Here is a 25,935-nt window from a genome sequence, read left to right on the forward strand (position 1 = left end):
AAATAAAACAAAACGGTACTATGAAATTAACTTTTTAATCTCATAGTACCGTTTATAGGGGTATTCTTTATTAAGGGTTGTTTATATAAATTATTAATTTATATTTATTTTACAGTTGCAGCATTTCTTCCTGCAATTCTACCAAATACAGTTATATCTGCTATGGCATCACTTCCAAGTCTGTTAGTTCCGTGAATATCTCCAGTAACCTCACCTGCAGCATATAACCCTTTGATTACTTCACCATTTTTATCTACAACTTCAGCATTTGTATTAATCTTAATTCCACCCATAGTGTGGTGTATAGCTGGTTTAGATTTCATGATATAGTATGGACCTTCAGCAAATGGTACAAGTTCTCCTCTTTTGTTAAACTCAAGGTCTTTTCCATTTTGTGCATACTCATTATATTTAGCTACTGTATTCTTTAATTCTTCAGCATCAATTCCAAAGAATTCTGCTGCTTCTTCTATTGTATTCGCTTTTACAAGCTTCTTCTCTGCGATTAATTGATCATACTCTTTTTTATGTTTCACATTGACTTTACTTGCTTCCATAGCAGATTCATCCCAGAACATGTAAGATACACTATCAGTCTGCTCTACTACTGCTTTAGAGATTACATCTCTTCTTTCTAATTCTTCAACAAATCTCTTACCTTCTTTATTAACAAGAATTGAACGACCTTCTAATCTTACATCTCCAACATAAAGAAGTGTTCCTGTTTCCGGATCACAAGTTGGGTATGTTTGGATGTATTCCATATCAACTATATCAGCACCTAAAGCTTCAGCCATAACAATTCCATCTCCAGTACTTCCTACACTATTAGTGGAAAGAATTTTTTCATTCATATCTGGATTATGCTTTACTCTCATTTCTAAGTTTGAACCAAATCCCCCAGTAGCAACTATTACACCATTAGTAGCATTATATTTTATTTCTTCACCCTTGTAGTCAGCCTTAATAGCTACAACCTTACCATCTTCTTGCACTAATTCAGTTGCCGCTGTATTTAAGTGAGTTATAACTCCAAGCTCTTCAGCCTTTGCAGATAACTTTTCTATTAACTCCACTCCACTTGCATCCTTTGGAACAAGACTTCTTTTAACTGAGTGACCACCAAAGAATAACATGTAATCTTCAAAGGTAACTCCAACTTCATCTCTAAGCCACTCTGCATCTTCAGTTGCATTATCAGCTAATACTCTTACTAACTCTGGATTATTTTCATTATCTCCACCCTTTAATATATCTTCATAAAATTGGTCCTTACTATCTTCAATTGCTTCTTCACCTTGAAGCCAGTTACTTGGAGCAGCCATTTCTCCACCTGAAATTAAAGTGTTTCCTCCAACCATAGGCATCTTTTCAACTAATATTACCGATGCACCATTTTGAGCAGCTTCGATTGCAGCAGTTAATCCAGCACCACCACCACCAAGTACAATTACATCTGCTGAATACTCAGCTTCACGAACTTCATCTTCAGCTTGTCCTTCTTGAGCAACTAATTTATCAGCTGATACACCAGTCTTACTAAACGCATCCTTAACAGCTTCTAATATACCTGTTGAACTTAAAGTAGCTCCACTTACCATATCAACTTCAATAGTATTTTTAGCTACCATTTCTGCAGACATTTTATCTAAAGCATCAGCATATCCTGGAGTCTCACCATGCTCTTTAACCTTAATATCCTCTATTTTCTCATCTTTCATTGTTAATTCAACAACAATCTTTCCACCTTTTCCATTTCCCTCTCCGGTATATGTTCCATCTGGAATTCCACTTTTACCTGCTGTATTTTTGCTTCCACATCCTACTATAGAGGCACTCATTAAAGCACAAAGGACAAGTGTAATTATTCTTTTATTTCTCATTAAAATTTCTCTCCTTAGCATTTTATATTCTATCTCATTGATTTTCAAATCAACTTATAACCTGATACTCGAGCAAACATTGTTATATACTTATCATTCTTTTTATATTATAGTATAGGTTGTACACTTTGTATTTGTAATTCTTTTCACAAAGTTGTACTTTTACGAACTAATTTAACTAAAGAAAGGATAGAATACGCTAATGAAGCTCCGAACCAAAATAATTATGTTATTCACCTCTTGTGTAACCTTTGTTTTATTAGTTTTCTTACTCTTAGCAAAGGAAACCATTATTAAATCCACAGAAAACCTTACCTATAACCTAAATACTCAGCTTATTGAATCTAAAACATTAGATGTTGGGCTATGGTTAAATCAGCGTATTAGTGAAATTCGTATAATAAGCCAATCTGAAGAAGTTATGAATATGGATATGGATAAGCTTCAGCCCTATATAAACAGACTCAATGATAGACTTAGTACACATTACGGTAACCTTTATGGCACATTTGCTATTGGGAAAATTGATGGAAAAGGCTGGGTAACCGAAGAACAAACTATAGATGTATCTGAACGAGAATATTTTAAACATGCAATGTCATCTACAAATGAATACGTTATTAGTACTCCTGTATTCTCTCATACTAATAATGAACCAATAGTTTTAATTTGTTATCCTGTTTATAATGAAAATGGTGTTAAAAATGGATTTATCAATGGAGCTATTTCTTTAAATAAAATATCACAAATAGTAGAAGGGATAGATTTCTATAACTGTACATCCTGGATAATGGATAATAACGGTAATATATACACCCCCCAAAAGCCTGATAATATAAGTATAGAAGATTTAAATCTTCTTAAGGAAAAAATCAATCTCAATACTTCAACGAAGGTTGGAACTTATAATATAATGAATAATAATAAAATTGAAAGTGTAATTTTTCACTCTGCTATTCCTAATACAAACGGTTGGTCTCTTTGCAGTATGGTTTCTTCTAAAGAACTCACAAAGGATATAGATAATTTAATTTATTCAATATTTATTATATGGATTTTTATACTTATAACTTCCATTGCTCTTTGTACTATGTTCAGTCATTCAATTTCAAACCCAATTAAGAAACTAACTACAGCTATCAATAGTATTGAAGATGGAAACCTTGATGTGTTTTGTGAAGTTAATCCTAAAGAAAAGGATGAAATTGCCGTTTTAGCTCATAGCTTTAACAGTATGGTTGAAGAAATCAAGTTTCTTATGAATAGAATTTATGAAGAAGAAAATGAAAAACGTTCTGCAGAGCTTAAAGTTCTTCAATCACAGATCAATCCACACTTTTTATATAACACCCTAGACAATCTTCAATGGAAAGCCTATGACTATGATGCTGTAGAGATTGCAGCTATGATTGAAGCCCTTTCAAACTTTTTTAGAATCTCTCTTAGCAATGGTCAAGAATTTATACCACTAAGCCAAGAAATAAAACATGTTGAAAATTATTTATTCATACAGCAAAAAAGATATGAAGATATACTTAAATTTAATATTGAATTTGATAAGTCCTTAAGCGAGATAACAGTGCTAAAATTAATAATTCAGCCCATAGTAGAAAATGCCATTTATCATGGCATCAAAGCTAAATTAAGCCCAGGATATGTGAATATAAAGGTTGTAGCCGATAATGAATTTATCTATATTTCAGTATGTGATGATGGTATTGGAATTGATAAAGAAACTCTTGAAGAACTAAACAAATCACTTAATGTAAAAAATGAAAATTTCGGATATGGTCTATATAACGTTAACCAACGAATTAAACTTGTATATGGTGAAAATTCCGGTGTTAAAATTGAAAGTATTCTTAACAAAGGTACTACAGTTACTATAAAAATACCATTATCAACTAAGGAGTTAAAATATGATAAGAACAGTAATTGCTGATGATGAAAAAGTTATAAGAAATGGATTAAAAAAACTACTTGAAACCTCTGGTCTGCCTTTATCTATATCAGAGCCAGCTTCAAATGGTACAGAAGCTGTTGAGATAATTAAAGCTTTTCTTCCTCAAATTATATTAATGGACATAAATATGCCTGGTATTAAGGGTCTACAGGTAATTGAAACCGTAAAACCTTACATACCCGATGCAAAAATTATTATAATTTCTGGCCATGATGATTTTCAATATGCTCAAAGAGCCTTACAGCTTGGAGCCTTTGACTATCTTTTAAAACCAATAAATAAAACTCAGCTTATTGATGTTATAAAAAAGGCTATAGATACTCTTATGCCTGCCGAAAAGAATCCCAGCTTTATAGAACCTGTAAAGCTGGATAATGGCAATTCAATTTCAGCTAAGGCAGTAGAATATATTAAGGACAACTATAAAGATTGTGAGCTTACTCTTGCAACTCTATCAAAGCTATTTCATGTCAGTGAATCCTACATGACGAGAATAATTAAGCAAAGAATTGATAAAAGTTTTTCTAACTTCTTAACAGAACTGCGTATGAATGCTGCTGTGAATATGCTTACTACTAGAAGTGACCTAACAGTGGGTCAAATCGCTGAAATGGTTGGCTTCTCAAGCCATCATTACTTTTGCAGAGTATTTAAATCCTCAACAGGGCTTTCGCCATTAGAGTATAAAAATAAATATAGAAATAAATCTTTAAATTTATAAATAAAAAATTCTCCCTTTAGCAAGGAGAATTTTTTATAAGTTAAGGAAACTCCACCTCACATGCGTTCGGTGGAGTAAATTCACATTAGCCAAATCATAGATTTGGATGTTCACTTAACGTAACTTGCTCCAATTTCTAGAGCTTTTTTATTTACTTCATAGAATTTTTCTTTTCCATGATCCTTTAAAGATTGAAGTAATACTTCCATAGATACAATCTGAGTTTTAGCAACTAATGCTCCAAGAAGCACCATGTTAGCAATTTGCTTGCTTCCAATTTTATCAGCTTCTGTTTGAGCAGGAATTCTAATCACATCAATATCTGTTCTTTCAATTTGTCTCTCTATTAAATCACTGTCTAATATTAATAATCCACCTGGCTCTAAGTCTTTTTCAAACTTATCTAAAGATGGTCTATTCATTACAACTAAAGATGTTGGATTTACTACAATTGGAGATCCAACTGGATCGTCTGATAAAATTACTGAACAGTTAGCGGTCCCTCCACGCATCTCTGGACCATAAGATGGAAGCCAAGAAACATTCATGTTTATATCCATTCCTGCATAAGCTAAAAACTTACCCATGGAAAGGATTCCTTGTCCACCGAAACCAGCAAAAATTATATCTTGTGCTGCCATATTACTTCACCTCCATAGTTGTGTCTTTTTTTACACCTAGAGTATAGAAAGGCATCATATTATTTCTTAACCACTCTAAAGATTCTTCAATTGATAAGCCCCAGTTTGTTGGGCAGATTGATAAAACCTCAACCATTGAGAAGCCCTTTCCAGCCTCTGCATTTTCAAAAGCTTTCTTTATAGCTTTTTTAGCTTTAATAACATTTGGAACATTGTCTACAGATACTCTTTCTACGTAGCATGCCCCATCTAAAGTAGCTATCATTTCAGAAACTCTTATTGGATGACCATTAGCTTTTATATCTCTTCCATAAGGTGTTGTTTCTGTAACTTGTCCTGGTAATGTTGTTGGAGCCATTTGTCCACCAGTCATTCCATAAATACAGTTATTTACGAAGATAGTAACTATATTTTCTCCTCTAGTTGCTGCATGTACAATCTCAGCAGTTCCTATTGCCGCAAGGTCTCCATCACCTTGATATGTGAATACCATTTTATCTGGATTTGATCTTTTAATTCCAGTTGCTACTGCTGGTGCTCTACCATGTGCAGCTTCAAACATATCACAAGCAAAATAGTCATAAGCTAAAACTGAACATCCAACCGGAGCAACTCCTATAGTTTTATCTATTATATTTAACTCTTCAAGTACTTCCCCTACTAATCTATGAATTGTACCATGAGTACATCCAGGGCAATAATGGGTAGGTACATCTAACAATGCCTTTGTTGGCTCAAATACTACTGCCATTATCTAGCACCTCCAATATACGCTTTAACATTTTCTAAAATTTCTGTTGGCTTTGGAACCATTCCGCCAGATCTTCCAAAGAACGCAACTGGTTTTCTTCCATTAACTGAAAGTCTAACATCTTCAACCATTTGTCCACAGCTAAGTTCCACAGCCATATAACCATGCTTAGTATTGCTTAAAGTTTTTTCAAAGGCTTCCGCTGGGAATGGCCATAAAGTTATTGGTCTAATTAAGCCTAACTTTATACCTTCCTTCTCTGCTAACTTAATAACACTTTTGCATATTCTTGAAGTTGTTCCGTAAGACACTAGTATTAAATCAACTTCTTCTTCACAATTATATAATTCATACTTAACTTCATTTTCTTTTATTGCTTTATATTTTCTTTGAAGATGCTCATTGTGCTCTTCTAACTTTTCTGGTTTTAAGAATAAAGAATTAATAACATTATGAGTTTTTCTTGTTCCTAAGCCATTAGCTGCCCAAGTTTTTTCAGGGAGTTCTCTCTTTGGTCTTTCGGTGAACTCTACTGGTTCCATCATTTGACCAAGCATTCCATCACCCATAACCATAACTGGAGTTCTATATATATCAGCTACATCAAAGGCATCTTGAACCAAATCTACCATTTCTTGAATAGAGCATGGTGCATAAACTGGCATGTTGAAATCTCCGTGTGCTCCACCTTTTGTAGCTTGGAAATAGTCTGATTGTGCTGGCTGAATACCGCCAAGTCCTGGGCCGCCTCTTACGATATTTATTATTACGCAAGGAAGTTCTGCTCCAGCGATATAGGAAATTCCTTCTGCCTTTAAGCTTATTCCAGGTGAACTTGAAGATGTCATACATCTTACTCCTGTACCTGCTGCTCCATAAATCATATTTATAGCAGCAATTTCACTTTCAGCTTGTAAAAACACTCTGCCGATCTTAGGCATTTGTCTTGATAGATATGCTGATATCTCTGTTTGTGGTGTTATTGGATATCCAAAGAAGCACTGACATCCAGCTTCTATTGCAGCCTGTCCTATTGCTTCATTACCTTTCATTAATACTTTTCCTGACATAAAACCAACCTCCTATTATTTCTCAACTGTAATTACTAGGTCCGGACACATTCTTCCACAGGACGCACAGCCTATACACTTGGCCATATTTTCCTCTGTCACTGTAGCAGGATGATATCCCTTTACGTTTAGTTCTTCAGAGTAAGTTATAATGTTCTTAGGACATACGATTATGCATTGACCACAGCCCTTGCATCTTTCTTCTCTAAAAGTCACCTTTGCCATACCATTTACCCCCTTATGCAAAATAAAACTATTCACCTTGATGTAAACCTTTAAATTGCAACTTCTAATGATGTTATTCCTAAATGATTCTTTTATTCCAAGCTTAAATTTAAGCTAAACCGGACTTTCCTTAAAATTACTCTATAATATAATTTAATACCTTATTTTTAAAGATGTCAATTTAGCACAGTGTAGTGCTAAATTGAATCTTTTCTCCATGGTGGAAGCATATAAATGTGTATAGGAAATAATTCTCCTTCTACCTTTCCTTCCACCAAGGACTTTATCTCCTCAGAACAGCAGGTAAACTTATGTGGAATTCCCAACTCCTTTGATAGCTTTGAAATTTCCTTATCACCACGGATAATATCCTCTGGTTTAGTTTCAAAAGATAAGTTTGTATTTGAAACTAGTTTTGTTACCTTTAATCTTGAAGACGTTTCTATTTCTCTTAAAAACTCGACAGTGCCTTTGTCCGTTGCTGTAAGAGGTCTATTTAAATTTACCACAAAATACATATCATAAGGTTCATCCCTAAAATATCTATTATACTGTCCTAAAGCAATAGCCCCCACATCATCTCCACCAACATCGAAAACAACATCAAATTCTTTATCATTAAATACTGAACGAACTTCTGCTGGAACAACCATTAATTCTGCATTTACAAACTCTGGATTGGAAGCTATAACTTTAATGCCATAATTTTCTGTAAGTTCTTTTTTTAAATCTCTCACACAAAAGTATGGATTTACAATATCTAAATCCACTAAAGCTACTTTTCTTCCTGCCTTTGCTAAATTAATTGCATAATTGATGGCAATCTCTGTTTTACCACTTCCAAAGTGCCCTGTAAAAATACGTATTCTACTCATTGTATCCCCTTTCAGTCGAAAAACTTGTCTATAACTTAAAAGATTACTTATATTCTTTTGCCGTTTCTTCACCCTTTAAAACTCTAAGTCCACCTTCAGCTAAAGCTAAAAGTTCATCTTCACCTGGATAAACAACTACTTGTGATATAAATTCCACTCTTTCCTTTATGTAATTAACTACATATTTAGAATAAGCTATTCCGCCTGTAAGAAGTATTGCATCAACCTTGCCTTGAAGCACTGCTGCGCATTTTCCTATTTCCTTAGAAACTTGATATGCCATTGCATCAACTACTAATTGAGCCTTCTTATCTCCTTCATCTGCTTTTTCTTGTGCCTTTCTTGCATCATTAGTTCCAAGATAAGCAACCATACCGCCTTTTCCATTAATCTTCTTTTTCATCTCTTCTTTAGTGTATCTGCCACTAAAACAAAGATTAACTAAATCTCCAACTGGAAGTCCCCCTGCTCTTTCAGGTGAAAATGGCCCTTCTCCATCAAGGGCATTATTTACATCTACAACTCTTCCGAGCTTATGAGCCCCAACTGATATTCCTCCACCTAAATGAACTACAATAAGATTTAAATTTTCATACTCATTTCCAGTTTCCTTCGCATACTTTTTAGCTATAGCCTTTTGATTTAGAGCATGAAATATACTTTTTCTCTCTATTTCTGGCATTCCAGAAACTCTAGCTATATCATCCATTTCATCTACAACAACTGGGTCTACAATAAATGCTGGTATTTTTAGTCCATCTGCTATTCCTTTAGCAATTATACCTCCAAGGTTAGATGCATGTTGTCCTTGAACTCCTGATTTTAAATCAGCAATCATGACATCGTTTACTTGATAAGTTCCACCTTCTATTGGCTTTAAAAGTCCGCCTCTGCCAACTACTGCGTCAAGTTCTTCAATTCTTATATTTCTTTCTTTTAATACTTTGAGTATTACATTTTCTCTAAAACTTAATTGATCATAAATGCCTTTAAAGTTTCCAATCTCATCGGCTGAATGCCTTAAAGTTTCAACTAACACTGAATCATTATCATAATAAACACCTATTTTAGTCGATGTTGATCCTGGGTTAATTATTAATTGTTTAAATGCCATGATTATACCTCCTAGTTTTTGTTTGCTACTAATGAAGCCATTGCAATTGAATTAAGCTTTGACTCAGGTGAATCTGCTCTTGAAGTAACAATTACTGGTGCTGAAGCTCCCATTAATAATCCACCATTTTTACAGTCAGTAGTATAAGTTAAGCACTTATACACTCCATTTCCAGCTTCTATATTAGCCATCAAAAGAATATCTGCTTCTCCAGCTACTGGACCTGATATTTTCTTATGCTGTGCAGCTTCCTTTGAAAGTGCATTATCAAGAGCTAATGGTCCATCAATAATACAGCCCTTAATTTGGCCTCTCATGTTCATTATTGCTAAGCTTGCTGCATCAAGTGTAGCCTGCATAGAAGGATTTACAACTTCTACTGCGCATATAGGTGCTACCTTTGGAACATTAATCTCAAGTGAATGTGCTACTTGAACTGCATTTTTAACAATATCAACCTTTTCTTTTAATTCAGGATACATATTAAAGGCAGCATCAGTTATAAATAAAAGTCTATTATATCCTGGTATTTCAAAGACACCTATATGTGACATTTGTTTTCCCGTTCTTAATCCAAACTCCTTATTTAGTACAGCCTTTAAAAATGTTGCTGTATCAACAAGTCCCTTCATCATCATGTCTGCTTCCCCTGAAGAAACCAACTTAACAGCTTCTAATGTTGCCTGAGTGATATCCTTTACATCCACAACCTTATAGTCTTCAATATTCATGTTTAAAGACTCTGCTATCTTTTCTATTTCGTTCTTATCACCTACTAATATAGCTTCAGCTATGCCGTTAATCTTAGCATCCCTAACAGCTTCAAGTACAGGTTCATCTTGCGCTACCGCTACAGCTACAGTCTTCATTGGCTGTGACTTTACCTTTGATAATACCTGTTCAAAACTCTTAATCATCCCTTCATCCCCCTATTTAATTAATTATAACTTTATCTTCATAAATCTTTGGCTCTTCCTCACCATTTAGAACTCTTTGAGCCCCTTCAGCTAAAGCCTGCATTTCATTTTCTCCTGGAATAACTTCTACTGGTGCAATAAAGCGAACGTTTTCATTTATCCAATCAACAACTTTTTGATTATATGCCATACCTCCTGTTAAAATTACTGCATCAATTTTTCCACTTAATGCTGTTGACATAGCACCAATTTCTTTACTAATTTGATAAGCCATTGCTTTAAATATAAACTCTGCTTCTTTGTCCCCTTCGTCTATACGCTTTGATATTATTCTTCCATCATCAGTGCCTAGATAAGCTAATAATCCCCCTTCTCTGGTTATCTTATTGATTATCTGAGCTTGAGTGTATTGTCTGCTGTAACACATCTCCACTAAATCTCCTGCTGGAAGTCCCCCTGTTCTTTGTGGTGAAAATGGACCATCGTGGTTTGCATTATTGCAGTCTAAAATTTCCCCCCCACTTACTGGAGAAATAGTTATTCCCCCTCCAATATGAGCTACGACAAACTTACTTTTGTCATAATCCATACCTTTTTCAGCACAATATTTCCTTACCACTGCTTTAATATTTAAAGCATGCACCAAAGACCTTCTTGGAATCTCTGGCAATCCTGATATTCTAGTTACCTCTTTAACTTCGTCCACCGCAACTGGGTCAACTATGTAGGATGGTATTCCTAGTTTTTCAGCTATTTCAAAGGCAATAATTCCTCCAAGATTGGAAGCATGTTGCCCTTGATAGCCTATTACTAAATCATCTAGCATTTTATATGTTATTTTATAAGTTCCACCTGGCATTGGTCTTAAAAGGCCCCCTCTGCCAACAACTGCAGCAAAGTTCTCAAGTTTAAAATCTTTTTCATGCAGCCAGTTTAAAATTCCCACTGTTCTCATATCCTTTTGTTGAACTATATGAGCAAACTTTTTAATTATATCAGTATCATGAGATATGTTTTCTGTACTTATACACTTGTTGTCTAGATATATAGCTATTTTCGTAGATGTCGAGCCTGGATTGATTACTAAGATATACTTATTATTGTTCATTCTCATTCCTCCACACTAAAATATTCCTATTTCTCTATTACTATGTGTTATATAAAATACTATGATACTTTTATATTATCAGTGTTTTTCTACATTTTCAATAAAATGTATATTATTTTGGTGAGTACTCTGTAATTATTTTTTCTGCAACACGAAGTCCATCTACTGCTGCAGATATAATTCCACCTGCATATCCAGCCCCTTCACCTGTAGGATATAATCCTTTAACATTAACGCTTTCATATTCTTCATTTCTATTTATTTTAACTGGTGCTGAAGTCCTTGTTTCCATTCCAGTAAGAAGAGCGTCTTCTCCAGCATAACCTGGAATTCTTCTATCAAAAACAGGCAGTGCTTCTTTTATCGCATTAACCACATAATCAGGCGCACACTTTCTTAAGTCGGCAAACTCAGTACCTGGTGTATAGGTAGGCTCTGTTTTTCCAAAGTTCTTTGATACTCTATCCTTTAAAAAGTCTTGAACTCGTTGAACTGGTGCATTATAGTTGCTTCCACCAACTTCAAATGCAAGTCTCTCATATCTCCTTTGAAACTCTATTCCTCCAAGAGGTGTTGTATCCTCAAAATCCTGTGGAGATATAGCAACAACTAAAGCTGAATTGGCATTAACATTATCTCTTTTATAATTGCTCATTCCATTAACTACTACAGCATTCTCTTCTGAAGCTGCTGCAACCACATAGCCTCCAGGACACATACAAAAACTGTATATACCTCTATCTAACTCTTTGCTAGTATAGGTAAGCTTATAATCTGCAGCTCTAAGCTTTGGATGTGCTGCAAATTTGCCATACTGGTTTTCATCTATTAAAATTTGAGGATGCTCTATTCTATATCCTATTGCAAATGGCTTTGGAGACATGGATACGCCCCTTTTAAAAAGCATTTCATAAGTATCTCTTGCACTGTGCCCTGTTGCAAGTATCATATTCTCACAAGGAACCTGCTGTCCATCAATAGTTATTGAATATAACTCCCCATTCTTTATTTCAATATCTTCAAGCTTAGTAGAAAATCTAACCTCTCCACCATAGCTTTTTATTCTTTCTCGTATATTTCTTACAACATCTTTTAATATATCTGTTCCTATATGTGGTTTACCCATATAGGCAATTTCCTCTGGTGCTCCTGCTTCTACAAGTTTTTCAAGAACATAACCACATCTATGATCCTTAATTCTAGTGGTTAATTTTCCATCAGAAAAAGTTCCTGCTCCACCCTCTCCAAATTGAACATTACTTTCAGTATTTAGTTTTCTATCATACCAAAAGTTATTTATAGATTTAGTTCTCTCTTCTACAGCCTCTCCTCTTTCAATAACTAAAGGATTGTAACCTCTTTCTGCAAGCAGTAATCCTGCAAATAACCCTGCAGGTCCCATTCCGACAACCACAGGTCTATTATGCATTTTCTTTATACCTTCATGGAAATCAGGAGTATAATTATCTCCTCCTGGTCTTATATCAGAACTTTTACTCTTGTTTAAAATTCTCTCTTCATTATCACAAGCTACTTCAACTGCATAGTTGAATTTTATTGCATCTTTTTTTCTTGCATCGATTGATTCCTTTATAATTTTAAAGGATTTAAAATTTTCTTCTTTTACACCTAGTTTTTTAGCCACCTTATGTTTTAAGGTGGCTAAACTATCTTCACTTATATCTAATACTAAATTATTAACCTTGATTGTCATTATTCCCTGTCTCCTCATTTGTTTTTTTAATAACTACCGTTACCTTTGCTGGTGTTGTGCTCTTTAACTGTATATTTTCCGGAATTCCAGTAAGTTCAACCTCTAACTCATGGCTTCCCTCTAGCATACCATTTAAATTCACTGTAGCCTTAAAAACATCTACGGTAAGAGCATTAATAGCTTCTTCTGAGCCATTAACTATTACTTCTACTGTAGGATTTTGCTGTTCTAACACTAGCTTTTCCCCTAAATTGACATAATTAATAGGTACCGTAAATTTCTTTTCTTGATATTTTGTAACAACTATCTTAACTTGAACATATTCTTCACCATTAACTGTTCTTACATTTTCAGGTATGACCAATGGAACATCTAGAGTTGTACTGTCTGTAATCTTACTTAAATCGATTTCTCCTGTATTTATATAAGAAAGACCATCAACTACTGAACTCTCCCCTGCAACCTCAATTGAATTAGGCACACTTGTTACACTTTCAATGAAAACATTCTGTGGTGCTGTCCCTACTGTTCTGACATTAACATTTAAGCTTTTCCCCTTTGCAACTGTAACATTAACCTGTACATATTCCTGTGCCAAGCTTACACCTTTAATTTCTTTACCTTCTTCATTTACTAGCTTAACCTTCAGATTCTTAGTAATATTTTGTGATGCATCTGTTAAATCTACTTCAACCTCACCTCTTGCTATTTGATCTATAATCCTCTTAGGACCTTCAACCCTCACTATATTAGGATTTACTGTAGGTTCCCCATTATAGAACCCTTCTGATACTTTTCCAACAGTAGTAGCTGATATATCCACATTCTTCTCTACCAAACTATCCACATCAATCTTAATATTTAATGCATCAGCATTAGCAATTGTAACCCCCGTAGGTGATTCCTTTATTTGCACTGGTACTTTGTTTTCTCCAGGAGTTAATCCATAACCTTGCAAATCAACAGCTAATTTAAAATCTTTATTTTTATCTAGATCATTTACTACCGATGCAGGGGCCTTAACTGATAAGTTTATATAAAAATCCTGTTCAATAAGCACTAACCCTTTGTCAGCAAGAGTATCTGCATTTAAAACCTCTACAGGCACATACTTTAAAACGCTAGTTATGACAGGGTCTTCACTACTACGGACATACATCCATAGAACTATTGCCGCAACTAGACAACAAATTCTAATTATTACATCTTGTCTTTTTTGCTTATCCATAGTTTTACCCTCTCCTTGAATGAATCTTTATTACTTTGTCTGTTCCTCATAATTTTTAAAAGCACATTTCTAAGCTTTTCTTTATCATAATTTCTAAGTAATCTTCCATTTAAAGCCATTGAAATAACTCCTGTTTCCTCTGAAACAATAATGGTAATACAATCTGTTACTTCAGTAACTCCAATACCAGCTCTATGTCTTGTTCCAAGTTGTTTGTTTAATTTATCATCATTAGTAAGTGGTAAAAAGCAGCCTGCCGCAACTATCTTATCATTTCTTATGATGGTAGCTCCATCATGAAGTGGTGTATTTACAACAAATATATTTTGAAGTAATGCCGAAGACACATCTCCATTTATCTTTGTCCCTGTATTAATAATATCTCCAAGCCCTGTCATTTGTTCAATAACAATAAGGGCCCCAACTTTTTCCTCTGCTAAAGCTTCTACTGCAATGACAATTTCATTTACTACTCCAATCATAATTTCTTCATCTTCATAGATTATTTTATCAACAAAAGATGTTCTTCCTATATGCTCTAAAGCCTTTCTAATCTCAGGTTGAAAAATTATAATGATGGAAATAACGCTGATTGTAAGTGTATTTTCTAATATCCAATTTAGCATTGTTAAATTTAATAAATCACTTACTGGAATTAATAAAAATATTAAAATAATTCCCTTCAAAAGCTGTTCTGCTCTTGTTTCCTTTATTAAGGAATAGCCCTTATAAAATATAAAATACACAACTAATATATCTATTACTGAAAAAATAGAAAATCCTTTAAAAATGTTAATCAATGAATTTAAGCTTTCCACATGGTCACCACCTTACGATAATACTACTTCAATTATACACCAAACCTTGATTTTGGAGTATAAAAATTCCTGTGAAATAAAATATTTTCTTCTTAAATTTATTAGCATTCCATGAATATTTTAGTATTTACCATAATATAAAGAATTATGATATATATTTAAAATACAAAGGGGGATGCTGTAGGTGAGAAGGATTAATTTAAAATTTGATAATAAGGTGGCTAAATGGTCGGCTATTGCTGTAGCAGTATTAGTTTTATTTTTTATAAGCTATAGTATTTTCAGCCTATTTTCACCAACTAAAGAACAAATGTATCTTAATGACTTAATGGATAATATTAAAGATATAAATAATGAATGTAAAGATTTTATTGATGACAGTAAGATAAATACTGAAAAAGCTTTAAAAACTCTTCCTAAAATGCGAGAAGGTTTATATAAAATAGCTCTAGATGCTGGAAGTAGTAAGTATGCTAACGAACCTAAATATACAAGTGCTTATTCTAATCTTTCAAAAGGTCTAAATGAAAATATATTACTTCTAGATCAACTTAGTGCAATGATCAGTAATCCTTATGGAAAAGATATTGAACTTGCTGGAGAAAATCTTAAAATCTATAGAGATACCTCCGAAAATTACTATAATTTAATTGAATATAAAAATTCTACTTTTTCTTTAGGTAATTCTATGAAGGGAATGATAAATGAAACCTTAGATTACTGTATTTCTTCAAATAACGCAAAAAAAATTGAGGAGATAAAAACAGCTGAGGCAGAAATGTTCATCTCTAAATTAAATGAACTAACAATTTCTATGGATAAACTAATGATTAACTACTATGAAAAAGTTATGGACTGCAGAACTAACAAAATGACTTATCAGCTTCTTATAGCTAAACTAGATGATACCATCTCAAAAATGGATTCAGTAAAAAGTATACTAAGTCAAATGTCCATTCCAAATGAATTTTTACCTTTATATAATAATTTTTCTGAAGTTGTAAATCTGTACAGCAAATATTTATTTGATGTTAAATATGCTATAGTTACTGAAAGTGTCCGTAGAGATAAAACAGATATAACAGAAGATTATATGGATTCTTTATATGACTCCAGCAGTAAAACTTACGAAGATGTTCAAAAGAAGTATAAAAATTTTACAAAGGAATATAATAAGATTAAAGGCAATAACTAAATAGGAGATGAATTGAATGAAAAAATTCATGGTAATTCTTTTAGTTTTATGTAATCTTCTTGTTCTTCCGCCATACAATATAGATACATTAAATCGAATTAACCCAGTAAGAATTGAAGTATAACAATATTCATATAAAAAAGAGAGACAGATTTTCTGTCTCTCTTTGCATATTTAAAATATTTACTTTATAACATCACCTAAGTTATAATCTTTAATCCTTCTCTCTTCATTAACAAACTCATTCATGATTTCATCTGTATATCTTTTTAATTCTATAACTAAATCACTTCCATCTCTATACACATGTTCATAACTAATTCGTGATGAATCCTCTACAGTAGCAATTAACATCTGTTGAGCATTGTTCACATTCATTACAACTATATCAACTCCATTAGCTAAAGTTCCATATGCAAATCCCTGCACAATTATAAGATGTGTATCATCATACCAGCTAATAGAAAGTGGTGACATTTGTTTCTCCCTATCTTTTAACTTTACTTCAAAGGTTACATTATTAGAATTATTTTTCACATAAATTATTCCGATACCCTCTTCTTGTGCATATTGACCTTTTCCAGCAATAGTTGCTTCATAAACTCCATCTTCAGTAGAAATATATTCTGTATTAGCTTCTATACTAGGGTTAGTCACAGCTGTCATTGTATATAAATCCACATAATTAACTTTTCCAGAGTCCTGAACGTTCCCCACCATAGGATTACTTTCATCATTTTGTGAAGCTTCTGCTGGTGTTTCAGCACTATAGTTTTGCTCCTCATCTTGGTTTATCCGATTCCTAAGCTTTGGAGATGACTGTTCTGATCTCGCATTATCTTCCACTCCCTTAGCCTCTCCTATACCATTATTTATATAATTTAAGGCAATAGGACTAATAGCAATGCAGATAAATAATGCTGCAGCAATAGGTGCCATATATTTTATCTTTTTATGCTTTGATCCATTTGCATATTTATTTTTATCAATTGTATCCATTACCTTTGGCGTTATACTTTCAAACTTGATATCATCTATAGAAAAAGCTGCCTTAAATGCCTCATATTCTACAATCTCTTCTTCATATGCCTCCCTACAGCTTTCACAAGTTAAAAGATGCACTCTTATTTCTTCATCCACCTCAGCAGGTAAATTCCCTTCGATGTATTCCGCTAACTTCTCTTTACACTGACTACATTTCATCATTTATCCTCCTACCTTATTTGTAAAAGACCTTGAACCCATCTCTTACCTTATAGTATCTTCTCTTTACTGTAGTTTCTGTAATATTTAAAATCTCTCCAATATCTTTAAACGTCATCTCTTCTGTATATCTTAAAGTTACAATCTGCTTATCTATTTCATCCAACGTCTTTAAGTACTTTTCAACTTTCTCCTTCGTCTCCACAAATTCTATAGATTCTTCAGGTCCCATTTCTGTTGATGACACATCATATGCTTCATCAATGTCGCTTTCAAAAACCTTTCTATACTTTCTTGTGTAATCTATAGTCTTATTCTTAGCTATCTGCAAAATCCAATTTAAAAAGCTATATTTGTTATCATACATATCCAGCTTATTATATACAGTTATGAAAACTTCCTGAGTTATATCCTCACTAGCTTCCTTTTGCTTAAGCATCCCATAAACGAATCTCAGTATATTAACTTGATATTTTTCTACTATAAGTTCAAAGCTATTCACATCGCCCTTAAGTACATTGTTAACAAGAATAATATCTTCAACAGGCACCGTTTTATCTGACCCCATCATCTTCGTTCCCTTCTATATAAATTAATACGATAAAAAATTGCTAAAGTTCATGCGCTAATACCAAAATATCAGCGTTTTAGTTTTTTGTTATTATTTCAATATACTATAATTATACTACAACATATAGTTACATTTATTAAAAATCAATTACAATTTTTAGGGGATTAATCATTCCATAAAAACTTAGAACTACATTTTTCTACTCAGAATAGGGTAATCTATATTATTAACTGCAATTTCTCGGGAAATACTTCACATTTCCACATAAAGTTACATAATTATATACTACATAAAAAAATGCAGATCTTACTCGAAGCTGCATTTCTATTATAGCTAATATATTAATAAAATCTAATCTGATACAAACAAAGCATACTATTTGATAATTTAAAAATTCTAATCATATAATAGAACTGTTTTTGATATCAATGAATTCTTATAGATTTACTATTAGTATAGTTCTTAGAACTACTATCAAACAAATGATGTATCACCATAACTACTAGTGTCATATTAATAAGCTCAACATATTTGAAGCATTATTGGTCAAAAAATAATCATTATAAATATCATCAATATCTTCATCAAATAAAGCTTTAAACTTAGCAAAATTAATCTTTTCTCTTATATACTTATCTAGCATCTTACTCATGATTTTATCCATATTATTGGTTCCAATTTTATTTTCTATGGCATTTAATGCTAATGCACCAAATGTATAAGCTAAATCTCCACAATCGTAAATATGATATTCTTGTATAGGATGTGGTTCATATCCATTATCTTTAATCATTTTTAAATACTGATTTTTATAATTAGTCATTATATCCTCTTGAGATTTAATGGCTAATGCATTACACACTCTAGCAGTAAAATATTGCGTTATTGCTTCATCAAAAAATCTTGATTTTTGAACTGTAACATCACATAACGGATTCCAATTTGTATGAATTAATTCATGAATTAATTGTTCATATTCACTAACTCCATCAATAGTAATAAACATTGTATTTGATAAAACAAAACTTCCATATCCATGTGGAATAACAATAACTTTAAAATCTTTTATTTTTTCGTTTTTAAATCTATTCATATATTCATTTGTACTTTTAATAATGCTATCTATCTTCATAATACTATTTTCTGCGAGATTCATATGGTATATTTCTCCAAAATAACCGCTATATCTCTTGAACTTTCCAACTGCGAAAGTAGGATTATAACCTTCATAAGTAAATTGATTAATTTTGTCTAAATTGGTACATAACATATATTTGCTATTCATTTTTATTATAATTTGAAATTTTTCGTTAGTAGTTGGATATAACATTTTAGCTAAGTACTCCTCAGACTCTGGAATCTCAAATGTAGGATAAAAGACAGTTTCTCCTCTTAATAAATAAAAATCATCTGTAGTCTTTTCTTTAACATATGGATATCTTCCAGTAGAGCCATCAATAATCCCTTCATATTCAATAATAACCTTATGCGATTCATCTAATAACTCAAATGAAATAATTTTATAATTATATCTTATTTCTATTACTTTATAATTTACTATTTTATTATCACATAAAATAGTATTGATAATGAAACTTCTGTTAATCGCAAAGCAACTTTTATTTATATCTTCTACATCTATTTCATATCTCCCTTTAATGACTGATGATAACTCCAATCTAAGTCTTTTCATTGTCAATCACACCTCGTTCTACTCATTTACATCACTAAATCACTAACTGTATCTACAATACAATATCATCTTTTTTAGTTAATGTTTATTTAATAATCGCTTATAATTAAGTTCATATATCACGTTGTTGTCGGGAATATTATTATGTATATATCTATTTTTATATATTCTATAATTATATTTATTTCAACTCCATAGATGGTTATTGTAACTATCACCTTTATGCAAAAGGCTATTAATGTTATAAAAAATGTATTTATTATATTTTTTATGAAACGCTTTGATACCTTTTGCTCTTTCAATTCTTCAAAACTTCACAAATTCTATCTCTTTGCTCATCTTTACCTACAAAAATAAATTTTAAAATTAATTCACTAAACTCCCCTCTTACTTATTATTTCACAAATCCCATATTAAGTAAACAAATTGAGATAGTTGCTTTAACGTTAACTAAAGTTGTAAAATCATGGCATAATCGTTTAGTTATTCAGCAAGACGAAATTCGCTGACATCTGAAGTATATTATAAAATTAATTAAATAATATTAAACAAATTCATCATACAAAAAGAGAGTAGGTAAATTTGTGTTTACACAAATCTATCTACTCTCCCTGAAAAGTGAGCATATATCATTTATTAAGTCCACTATTTGATGATGTTCTCAAATTCTCAACTTATTTTATAAAGCTTTTTTTATTACATCTATAACAGTTCCATCTCTATACTCAACAACACCGACGATTTCATCTGTCACCTCTATTGACTTTGGTGCTCCTGTAAGACTCTCTGCAAGTTCCTTAAGTTCTTCTATTGTAAACACCTTTAGGTTTGTTTCTTTTAATTTTTCAATTAAATCTGTTCTTCTAGGGTTAACAGCAATTCCTCTTTCTGTAACAATGACATCTATTGTTTCCCCTGGAGTTGTAACAGTTGTCAAGCTATCCTTTATAATTGGAAGTCTTGCTTTTGTAAGCTTTGTTACTATTATAGTCAGTTTTGCGCCTGCTGCTGTATCTGCATGACCACCTGAGCCACCCATAATAGTACCATCAGAGCTTGTAGTAACATTTACATTAAAATTAGTATCTATTTCTGTTGCTCCAAGTATTACTACATCAAGCTTATTAACTACAGCTCCCCTATTGTGAGGATTTCCATACATAGATGCTGACATAGTCATATGTCTTTGATTTACTCTGCAAGATTCTACTGCCTTTAAGTCAAAACATTGAACATCTAATAAGCTTTGGAATAATCCTTCCTCAAACATATCTACAATATATCCTGTTATTCCCCCCGAAGCAAATGACCCCTTAATTTCATGATGTTTCATATACTCTCTAAGCTCGGCTGCAACTGCTAAAGATATTCCTCCAGCTCCTGTTTGGAAAGACATCCCCTCTTTAACTAATCCAGATGATATCATAACATCAAGGGCAGTTTTAGCAATTTTAAGTCCTATTGGGTCTTTAGTAATCTGTGTTGTACCTGATACTATTCCTGCTGGATTTCCAATGGATTCTACCTTAACAACATAATCTACATAGCTTTGACTAATTTCTATTGGAGAATTAGGATATGGAACTACATTGTCTGTAATAGCCACCACCCTATCAGCATATTGTGCATCAGAAACAGCATATCCTAATGCTCCACAGGCTGATTTACCATATAACCCATTTATATTACCATAGTCATCACTGCATGGTGCTGCAATAAATGCTACATCTATATGCAAATCGCCACTTTCTATAGCTCTAGACCTTCCACCATGGGTGTGCATTATTGCAGGATACTTTAATTTCCCCATGGAAACAGCTTCTGCTACAGGACCTGACATATAGTTTGCATATATTTTAGTTACTGTTCCATCCTCGATATATTCTACTAATGGTCTATGAATTGGGAATATAGAGCTAGCAGCTATGGCTAAATTTTTTATTCCTCTTCTAGCAACAGCCTCCATAACCATATTTAAAATATAATCCCCATTTCTTAAATGATGGTGGAAAGATATACACATTCCATCAGAAATATTCACAGCATCAAGAGCTTCCTCTATAGAATTAAGCAGCTTACTTTGTCCTGGTATCCCTGGCCTAACCTTTGAAGTAGCTGTTGTTACTTCGCCCATGTTTTCAAAAGCACCTTCAAAAGCTTTAACCTCTCCATACCCTTCAATATAATCTGGTAAGCTTCTTCCTAATATATTTTTCATGACAACACCCCCTATATAAGCCCTAACTGTCGGCTTAATGCCACAGTAGTTTTTGCTCTATTTATAATTGGTGCATCCACCATTTTACCATCTAAAGAGAATACTCCCTTTCCTTCTGCCTCTGCCTGCTCCATGGCATCAAGAACTCTTTGTGCATGAATAATCTCTGATTCTGTTGGAGCATAAATGCTATGAATAGTATCTATCTGTCTTGGATTAATTGAAGCTTTTCCTGTCATTCCAAGAGATTTTGCAAGAATTATATCCTTTTTTAGACCTTCAAAATCATTAGTGTCTGTAAAAGGTGTATCTATCGAGTCAACTCTCATAGCTCTGCAGGCTACTGCAACTCTATTTCTCGCAAATAAAATTTCATTACCTTCCTTGGTTCTCTTTATACCTAAGTCAGAGGTTAAATCCTCTGCTCCAAGAAGCACTGCTGTAACTCTATCCGATGCTTTAATTATATTATAAACATTTTCAACACCATAAGCTGTCTCTACTATAGGTATTAACTTAATTGATTTATTTTCAAAGCCTTCTTCAGCTTCTATTAAATCAAGTCTTCTGCTTACCTCTTGCAATTCTTCCTCTGTTGCCTTTGGAATCATTAATGCATCAGGCTTAACTCGTGAAATCACATCAATATCTTCTGTAGCAAATTCTGTAGTTAGTGGATTAATCCTTACAACAACCTCCACTTCACTGTAGTCTACAGTTTTAATTGCCTCTCTTACCAATATTCTTGCACTATCCTTCTCCGTTAAACTTACTGCGTCCTCTAAATCTAATATTATAGAATCTGAACCCAAAATTGCTGCATCTTGTACCATTGCAGGATTATTACCTGGCATAAATAACATTGTTCTTCTTAGCTTCATAGCTCCACCTCCTATTGTGCTCTCTTAACAGCAGTCTCAACCCTTGCTCGTATTGTATAATCTAAGGCACCTTTATCTTGAGCTCTAACAATAGTATCTTCCACTCCAAGCTCTACTAAAGTATCTATTATAGTCTTTTTAATCTGCTCTCCAAACTGCTTAATAACTAAACTCTCAAGTTCAACCTCTATACCACCATTCTCATTAGGCATAAGAATTATGTATATATCGCTGGACTCGAGAGTTCCTGATTTAGATATTTTATTTATTTTCAACACAATCAACTCCTTTGGAATTTTAGTGATTATATTCACTCTTTATAACTTAGAATATAGGAAACACCTTCTATATCAAGAAGGAGCTTCCTTAATCCTATACTATACATTATCTAATTGATTCTAAATATGCTCTTTGTCCTTGTTCGTAAAGATTGTTACCTTCACAATCAATTACAACTACTACTGGCATATCCTCAATCTCAAGTCTTCTTATAGCTTCTGCGCCTAAATCTTCATAGGTAACAACTTCAGCTTTTTTTACACATTTTCCAATTAAAGCAGCAGCTCCACCTATGGCTCCAAAATAAACTGCTTTATTTTTCTTCATAGATTCCACTACTTTTTCATTTCTTAGGCCTTTTCCTATCATTCCTCTTAAACCTTGCTCTAAGAGTGCAGGTGTGTAGTCATCCATTCTATAGCTTGTTGTTGGTCCTGCTGAACCGATAGGCTGCCCTTCCTTAGCAGGAGTTGGTCCAACATAATAAATTACGCTGTCCTTAACATCTATAGGAAGCTGTTCACCTTTATCTAAAAGTTCTACTAACCTCTTATGGGCAGCATCTCTCCCTGTATATATAACGCCACTCAGAAGTACAGTATCACCAGCTTTTAAGTCCCTTACCTTTTCCTCTGTAAGAGGTGTTGTGATTCTCTTTTCCATAATACTCCTCCTATTTACAGTTCTATCTCTGCATGTCTTGTAGCATGACAGTTAATATTAACTGCTACCGGCAAACCAGCAATATGGGTTGGATAGGTTTCTATATTAACTGCTAAAGCTGTAGTTTTGCCTCCAAAGCCCTGTGGCCCTATCCCCAGCTCATTTATAGCTTCAAGCATTTCTTTCTCAAGTTCCGCATAGAAAGGATCTTCATTTCTCACATCTACACTTCTAATTAAGGCCTTCTTAGCAATATTAGCAGCCTTATCAAAGGTACCACCAATTCCAACACCTACAACTATAGGAGGGCAAGGATTTGGCCCTGCCTCCTTAACAACTTTTATAATAAAGTCTTTTACACCTTGAAGCCCATCTGAAGGTTTTAACATCTTAATCTGACTCATATTCTCAGACCCAAACCCCTTTGGTGCTACTGTGATTTTCATTTTATCTCCTGGAACTATATCATAGTAAATTATCGCTGGAGTATTATCCTTTGTATTTACTCTGTTTAATGGATCCTTAACTACAGATTTTCTAAGATATCCATCTCCATATCCTTGTCTAACGCCTTCATTTATAGCTTCTTCAAGACTTCCATCAGTAACCTGAACTTCTTGTCCTAGTTCAACAAATACACATGCCATTCCTGTATCTTGACACATTGGTCTGTCTTCGTTGCATGCAATATCAGCATTTACTAAAATATTATTTAGTATTCCCTTTGCGATGTCCCAAGGCTCTTCATCATGATACTTCTGAAGTCTATTTTTTATATCCTTGCCTAAATAATAGTTTGCGTCAATACAAAGCTTTCTTACAGCTTCAGTAACCTTACCAGCTTCAATATTTCTCATCTTAGTTCCTCCCATGGTCTTACTATTAAATAAATTATGCTAATTTATTTCTTCTATTTACTAAAGCAATAACTCTATTCATTTCGTTATTTACTATCATATATCCTTCATCTACACCCATTCCTGGTTTAGCAAGACATTGATCAGCACCACAAGCCATGGCAATGTTTGTACAAATCTCTGCAGAACGGTTTGTTTCATTACAAGTTCCTCCGCAGTAAGCCCCCATGCCCTTTTGTTTACAGTATAAGATAGCTTCTATTGTATTATTTACTCCACCTAAGTCTGGAGTCTTTATTTGAAGCATATGACCTGAATTATTATCTGCGAAGAATACTACATCCTCATAAGTATTGCACCATTCGTCTGCAACTAACTCTACATTTATGCCTCTTGTATCTAACTCTGTAGTTAAATCTCTTAAAGCTTCCATTTGTCTTTCTCTATGTTCAACATCCATAGGCCCTTCAATTCTTAATTTGAATGGCTTAGCAGCTTCTTCTAAAGTTGCTATGTAATCAGCCATAGCTTTTGTATCATAGTTGAAGGCAACTCCTATAGTTCCATAAACGTCCATGTGGAATATTGGACTATAATCTTCACTTGTTCTTAATTTAAGAACTCTATCACTTAACCACTTAACGTAGTCTCTAAGTTTCTCGCCCTTTAATCCAAGCTTCTCTTCAACATTATTGATAAGTGCGTGAGGCATTACGTCTGCACCTTTTATTATCATCTTATCTGAATTGTTATATCTATCATCTCCAGATTGAGTAAAGATAGGAATTCTTTTTATTTCAACTCCAGTATTATACTCATCTCTAACAACTTCAGCCATAGTTACCTTTTTAGCTTTAGCCACACCATCAAGAATAGCTTGAGTTATTCCATATCTGATAGCTGTATGAAGTCTTTTCCCATCAACTGTCATTGTATCAAACTCTTCTGCTAATTCCTTAAAGCTGTTTAATTCTCTTCCAATAAGCTTTGGAGCTATATCCTTTTCTATAACAGGAATAAAATCCTTTGCTAAGAATAATGGATCTCTTCCGCCTGCTCCTGAGTATTGAACTGCTGCACAGTCTCCCACTGCAACTTGACCATCTTCTAATATAAGCATTACTGAAATAGACTCACCCGCTTGTCTTACAGCTGCAAATCCTTCTGTTACTGGATCTCCAACATAAGTAAAGCCATCATGTCCAGATCCTGCTTTTATAGCTCTTTGGTCATCAAAGTAAAATCCTGTTCTTCCTGCAGAACATACTACATCAACAATTTTCATTTTTAATTGCCCCCCTATTTTTCTATTAATTAAAACTGCTTAATAATTCTGTTTTTGATAAT

General features: G+C 33.3%; 24 protein-coding genes. 3 read left to right on the top strand and 21 right to left on the bottom strand.

The window, feature by feature from the left end; genetic code table 11:
* Window positions 1–104: 104 nt before the first annotated feature.
* Complete coding sequence (locus tag BN1075_RS06435) at window positions 105–1,883, bottom strand: flavocytochrome c (protein WP_040192234.1); 1,779 nt, start codon at window positions 1,881–1,883, stop codon at window positions 105–107.
* A gap of 226 nt (window positions 1,884–2,109) precedes the next feature.
* Here BN1075_RS06435 and BN1075_RS20670 point away from each other — a divergent pair, with 226 nt between their 5' ends.
* Together BN1075_RS20670 and BN1075_RS06445 are read left to right on the top strand one after the other, a co-directional pair.
* The gene (locus tag BN1075_RS20670; protein WP_197072280.1) at window positions 2,110–3,825 is read left to right on the top strand and encodes a cache domain-containing sensor histidine kinase; all 1,716 of its coding nucleotides are present in this window, start codon (window positions 2,110–2,112) and stop codon (window positions 3,823–3,825) included.
* On the top strand, window positions 3,803–4,567 hold the full coding sequence (locus BN1075_RS06445; protein ID WP_040192235.1) for a response regulator transcription factor: 765 nt from the start codon (window positions 3,803–3,805) through the stop codon (window positions 4,565–4,567). Before BN1075_RS20670 ends, BN1075_RS06445 begins: the two co-directional genes overlap by 23 nt.
* A 110-nt stretch (window positions 4,568–4,677) precedes the next feature.
* Here the strand turns inward: BN1075_RS06445 and BN1075_RS06450 are convergent, their stop codons facing one another.
* The 11 genes from BN1075_RS06450 to cdaA form a co-directional block, all read right to left on the bottom strand.
* Window positions 4,678–5,208, bottom strand: a complete 531-nt coding sequence (locus BN1075_RS06450; RefSeq protein WP_040192236.1) for a 2-oxoacid:acceptor oxidoreductase family protein — start codon at window positions 5,206–5,208, stop codon at window positions 4,678–4,680.
* A 1-nt stretch (window position 5,209) separates the two neighbouring features.
* Entirely contained in the window at window positions 5,210–5,959 is a 750-nt protein-coding gene (locus BN1075_RS06455) for a thiamine pyrophosphate-dependent enzyme (protein ID WP_040192237.1), read from the bottom strand.
* Window positions 5,959–7,029: a 3-methyl-2-oxobutanoate dehydrogenase subunit VorB gene (locus tag BN1075_RS06460; RefSeq protein WP_040192238.1), complete on the bottom strand. Its 1,071-nt coding sequence runs from the start codon at window positions 7,027–7,029 to the stop codon at window positions 5,959–5,961. The genes BN1075_RS06455 and BN1075_RS06460 overlap by 1 nt, the downstream gene beginning before the upstream one ends.
* A gap of 15 nt (window positions 7,030–7,044) precedes the next feature.
* Window positions 7,045–7,254: a 4Fe-4S binding protein gene (locus tag BN1075_RS06465; RefSeq protein ID WP_040192239.1), complete on the bottom strand. Its 210-nt coding sequence runs from the start codon at window positions 7,252–7,254 to the stop codon at window positions 7,045–7,047.
* Between the two features lie 197 nt (window positions 7,255–7,451).
* The gene (locus tag BN1075_RS06470; RefSeq protein ID WP_040192240.1) at window positions 7,452–8,129 is read right to left on the bottom strand and encodes a nucleotide-binding protein; all 678 of its coding nucleotides are present in this window, start codon (window positions 8,127–8,129) and stop codon (window positions 7,452–7,454) included.
* Window positions 8,130–8,172: 43 nt separating this feature from the next.
* A complete protein-coding gene (gene buk, locus BN1075_RS06475; protein WP_040192241.1) occupies window positions 8,173–9,243 on the bottom strand; it encodes a butyrate kinase in 1,071 nt (356 codons plus the stop codon).
* Window positions 9,244–9,254: 11 nt separating this feature from the next.
* Complete coding sequence (gene ptb, locus BN1075_RS06480; RefSeq protein ID WP_040192242.1) at window positions 9,255–10,160, bottom strand: phosphate butyryltransferase; 906 nt, start codon at window positions 10,158–10,160, stop codon at window positions 9,255–9,257.
* A gap of 16 nt (window positions 10,161–10,176) precedes the next feature.
* Window positions 10,177–11,268, bottom strand: a complete 1,092-nt coding sequence (gene buk, locus BN1075_RS06485; RefSeq protein ID WP_040192243.1) for a butyrate kinase — start codon at window positions 11,266–11,268, stop codon at window positions 10,177–10,179.
* A gap of 112 nt (window positions 11,269–11,380) precedes the next feature.
* Window positions 11,381–12,982: an NAD(P)/FAD-dependent oxidoreductase gene (locus BN1075_RS06490; protein WP_040192244.1), complete on the bottom strand. Its 1,602-nt coding sequence runs from the start codon at window positions 12,980–12,982 to the stop codon at window positions 11,381–11,383.
* Window positions 12,966–14,210, bottom strand: coding sequence for a CdaR family protein (locus BN1075_RS06495; protein ID WP_040192245.1), 1,245 nt, complete (start codon window positions 14,208–14,210; stop codon window positions 12,966–12,968). The genes BN1075_RS06490 and BN1075_RS06495 overlap by 17 nt, the downstream gene beginning before the upstream one ends.
* Window positions 14,183–15,028, bottom strand: coding sequence for a diadenylate cyclase CdaA (cdaA, locus tag BN1075_RS06500; RefSeq protein WP_040192246.1), 846 nt, complete (start codon window positions 15,026–15,028; stop codon window positions 14,183–14,185). The genes BN1075_RS06495 and cdaA overlap by 28 nt, the downstream gene beginning before the upstream one ends.
* A 184-nt stretch (window positions 15,029–15,212) precedes the next feature.
* Between cdaA and BN1075_RS06505 the strand changes: the two genes are divergently transcribed.
* Entirely contained in the window at window positions 15,213–16,223 is a 1,011-nt protein-coding gene (locus tag BN1075_RS06505) for a hypothetical protein (protein WP_040192247.1), read from the top strand.
* Between the two features lie 183 nt (window positions 16,224–16,406).
* Here BN1075_RS06505 and BN1075_RS06510 read toward each other — a convergent pair whose 3' ends face one another.
* The 9 genes from BN1075_RS06510 to BN1075_RS06550 all read right to left on the bottom strand — a co-directional run bounded on the left by BN1075_RS06510 (window position 16,407) and on the right by BN1075_RS06550 (window position 25,873).
* Window positions 16,407–17,429 carry a DUF4652 domain-containing protein gene (locus tag BN1075_RS06510; RefSeq protein WP_081911507.1) on the bottom strand — a complete coding sequence of 341 codons (1,023 nt, stop codon included), beginning with the start codon at window positions 17,427–17,429 and terminating at the stop codon, window positions 16,407–16,409.
* Between the two features lie 13 nt (window positions 17,430–17,442).
* Window positions 17,443–17,997, bottom strand: coding sequence for an RNA polymerase sigma factor (locus BN1075_RS06515; RefSeq protein ID WP_040192249.1), 555 nt, complete (start codon window positions 17,995–17,997; stop codon window positions 17,443–17,445).
* A 508-nt stretch (window positions 17,998–18,505) separates the two neighbouring features.
* Window positions 18,506–19,690, bottom strand: a complete 1,185-nt coding sequence (locus tag BN1075_RS06520; RefSeq protein ID WP_040192251.1) for a hypothetical protein — start codon at window positions 19,688–19,690, stop codon at window positions 18,506–18,508.
* Window positions 19,691–20,369: 679 nt separating this feature from the next.
* Window positions 20,370–21,908 (bottom strand): citrate lyase subunit alpha, encoded by a 1,539-nt coding sequence (gene citF / locus BN1075_RS06525; RefSeq protein ID WP_040192252.1) that lies wholly within the window; start codon window positions 21,906–21,908, stop codon window positions 20,370–20,372.
* Window positions 21,909–21,919: 11 nt separating this feature from the next.
* Window positions 21,920–22,789, bottom strand: coding sequence for an HpcH/HpaI aldolase/citrate lyase family protein (locus BN1075_RS06530; RefSeq protein ID WP_040192253.1), 870 nt, complete (start codon window positions 22,787–22,789; stop codon window positions 21,920–21,922).
* A gap of 11 nt (window positions 22,790–22,800) precedes the next feature.
* The gene (citD, locus tag BN1075_RS06535; protein ID WP_040192254.1) at window positions 22,801–23,064 is read right to left on the bottom strand and encodes a citrate lyase acyl carrier protein; all 264 of its coding nucleotides are present in this window, start codon (window positions 23,062–23,064) and stop codon (window positions 22,801–22,803) included.
* A gap of 109 nt (window positions 23,065–23,173) precedes the next feature.
* Entirely contained in the window at window positions 23,174–23,731 is a 558-nt protein-coding gene (locus BN1075_RS06540) for a Fe-S-containing hydro-lyase (protein ID WP_040192255.1), read from the bottom strand.
* 14 nt (window positions 23,732–23,745) lie between these two features.
* Entirely contained in the window at window positions 23,746–24,588 is an 843-nt protein-coding gene (locus BN1075_RS06545; protein ID WP_040192257.1) for a fumarate hydratase, read from the bottom strand.
* A gap of 34 nt (window positions 24,589–24,622) precedes the next feature.
* Window positions 24,623–25,873, bottom strand: a complete 1,251-nt coding sequence (locus tag BN1075_RS06550; RefSeq protein ID WP_040192258.1) for a methylaspartate ammonia-lyase — start codon at window positions 25,871–25,873, stop codon at window positions 24,623–24,625.
* Window positions 25,874–25,935: the final 62 nt, after the last annotated feature.

Source organism: Clostridium culturomicium, from assembly GCF_000821305.1.
Classification (GTDB): Bacteria; Bacillota; Clostridia; order Clostridiales; family Clostridiaceae; genus Clostridium_J; species Clostridium_J culturomicium.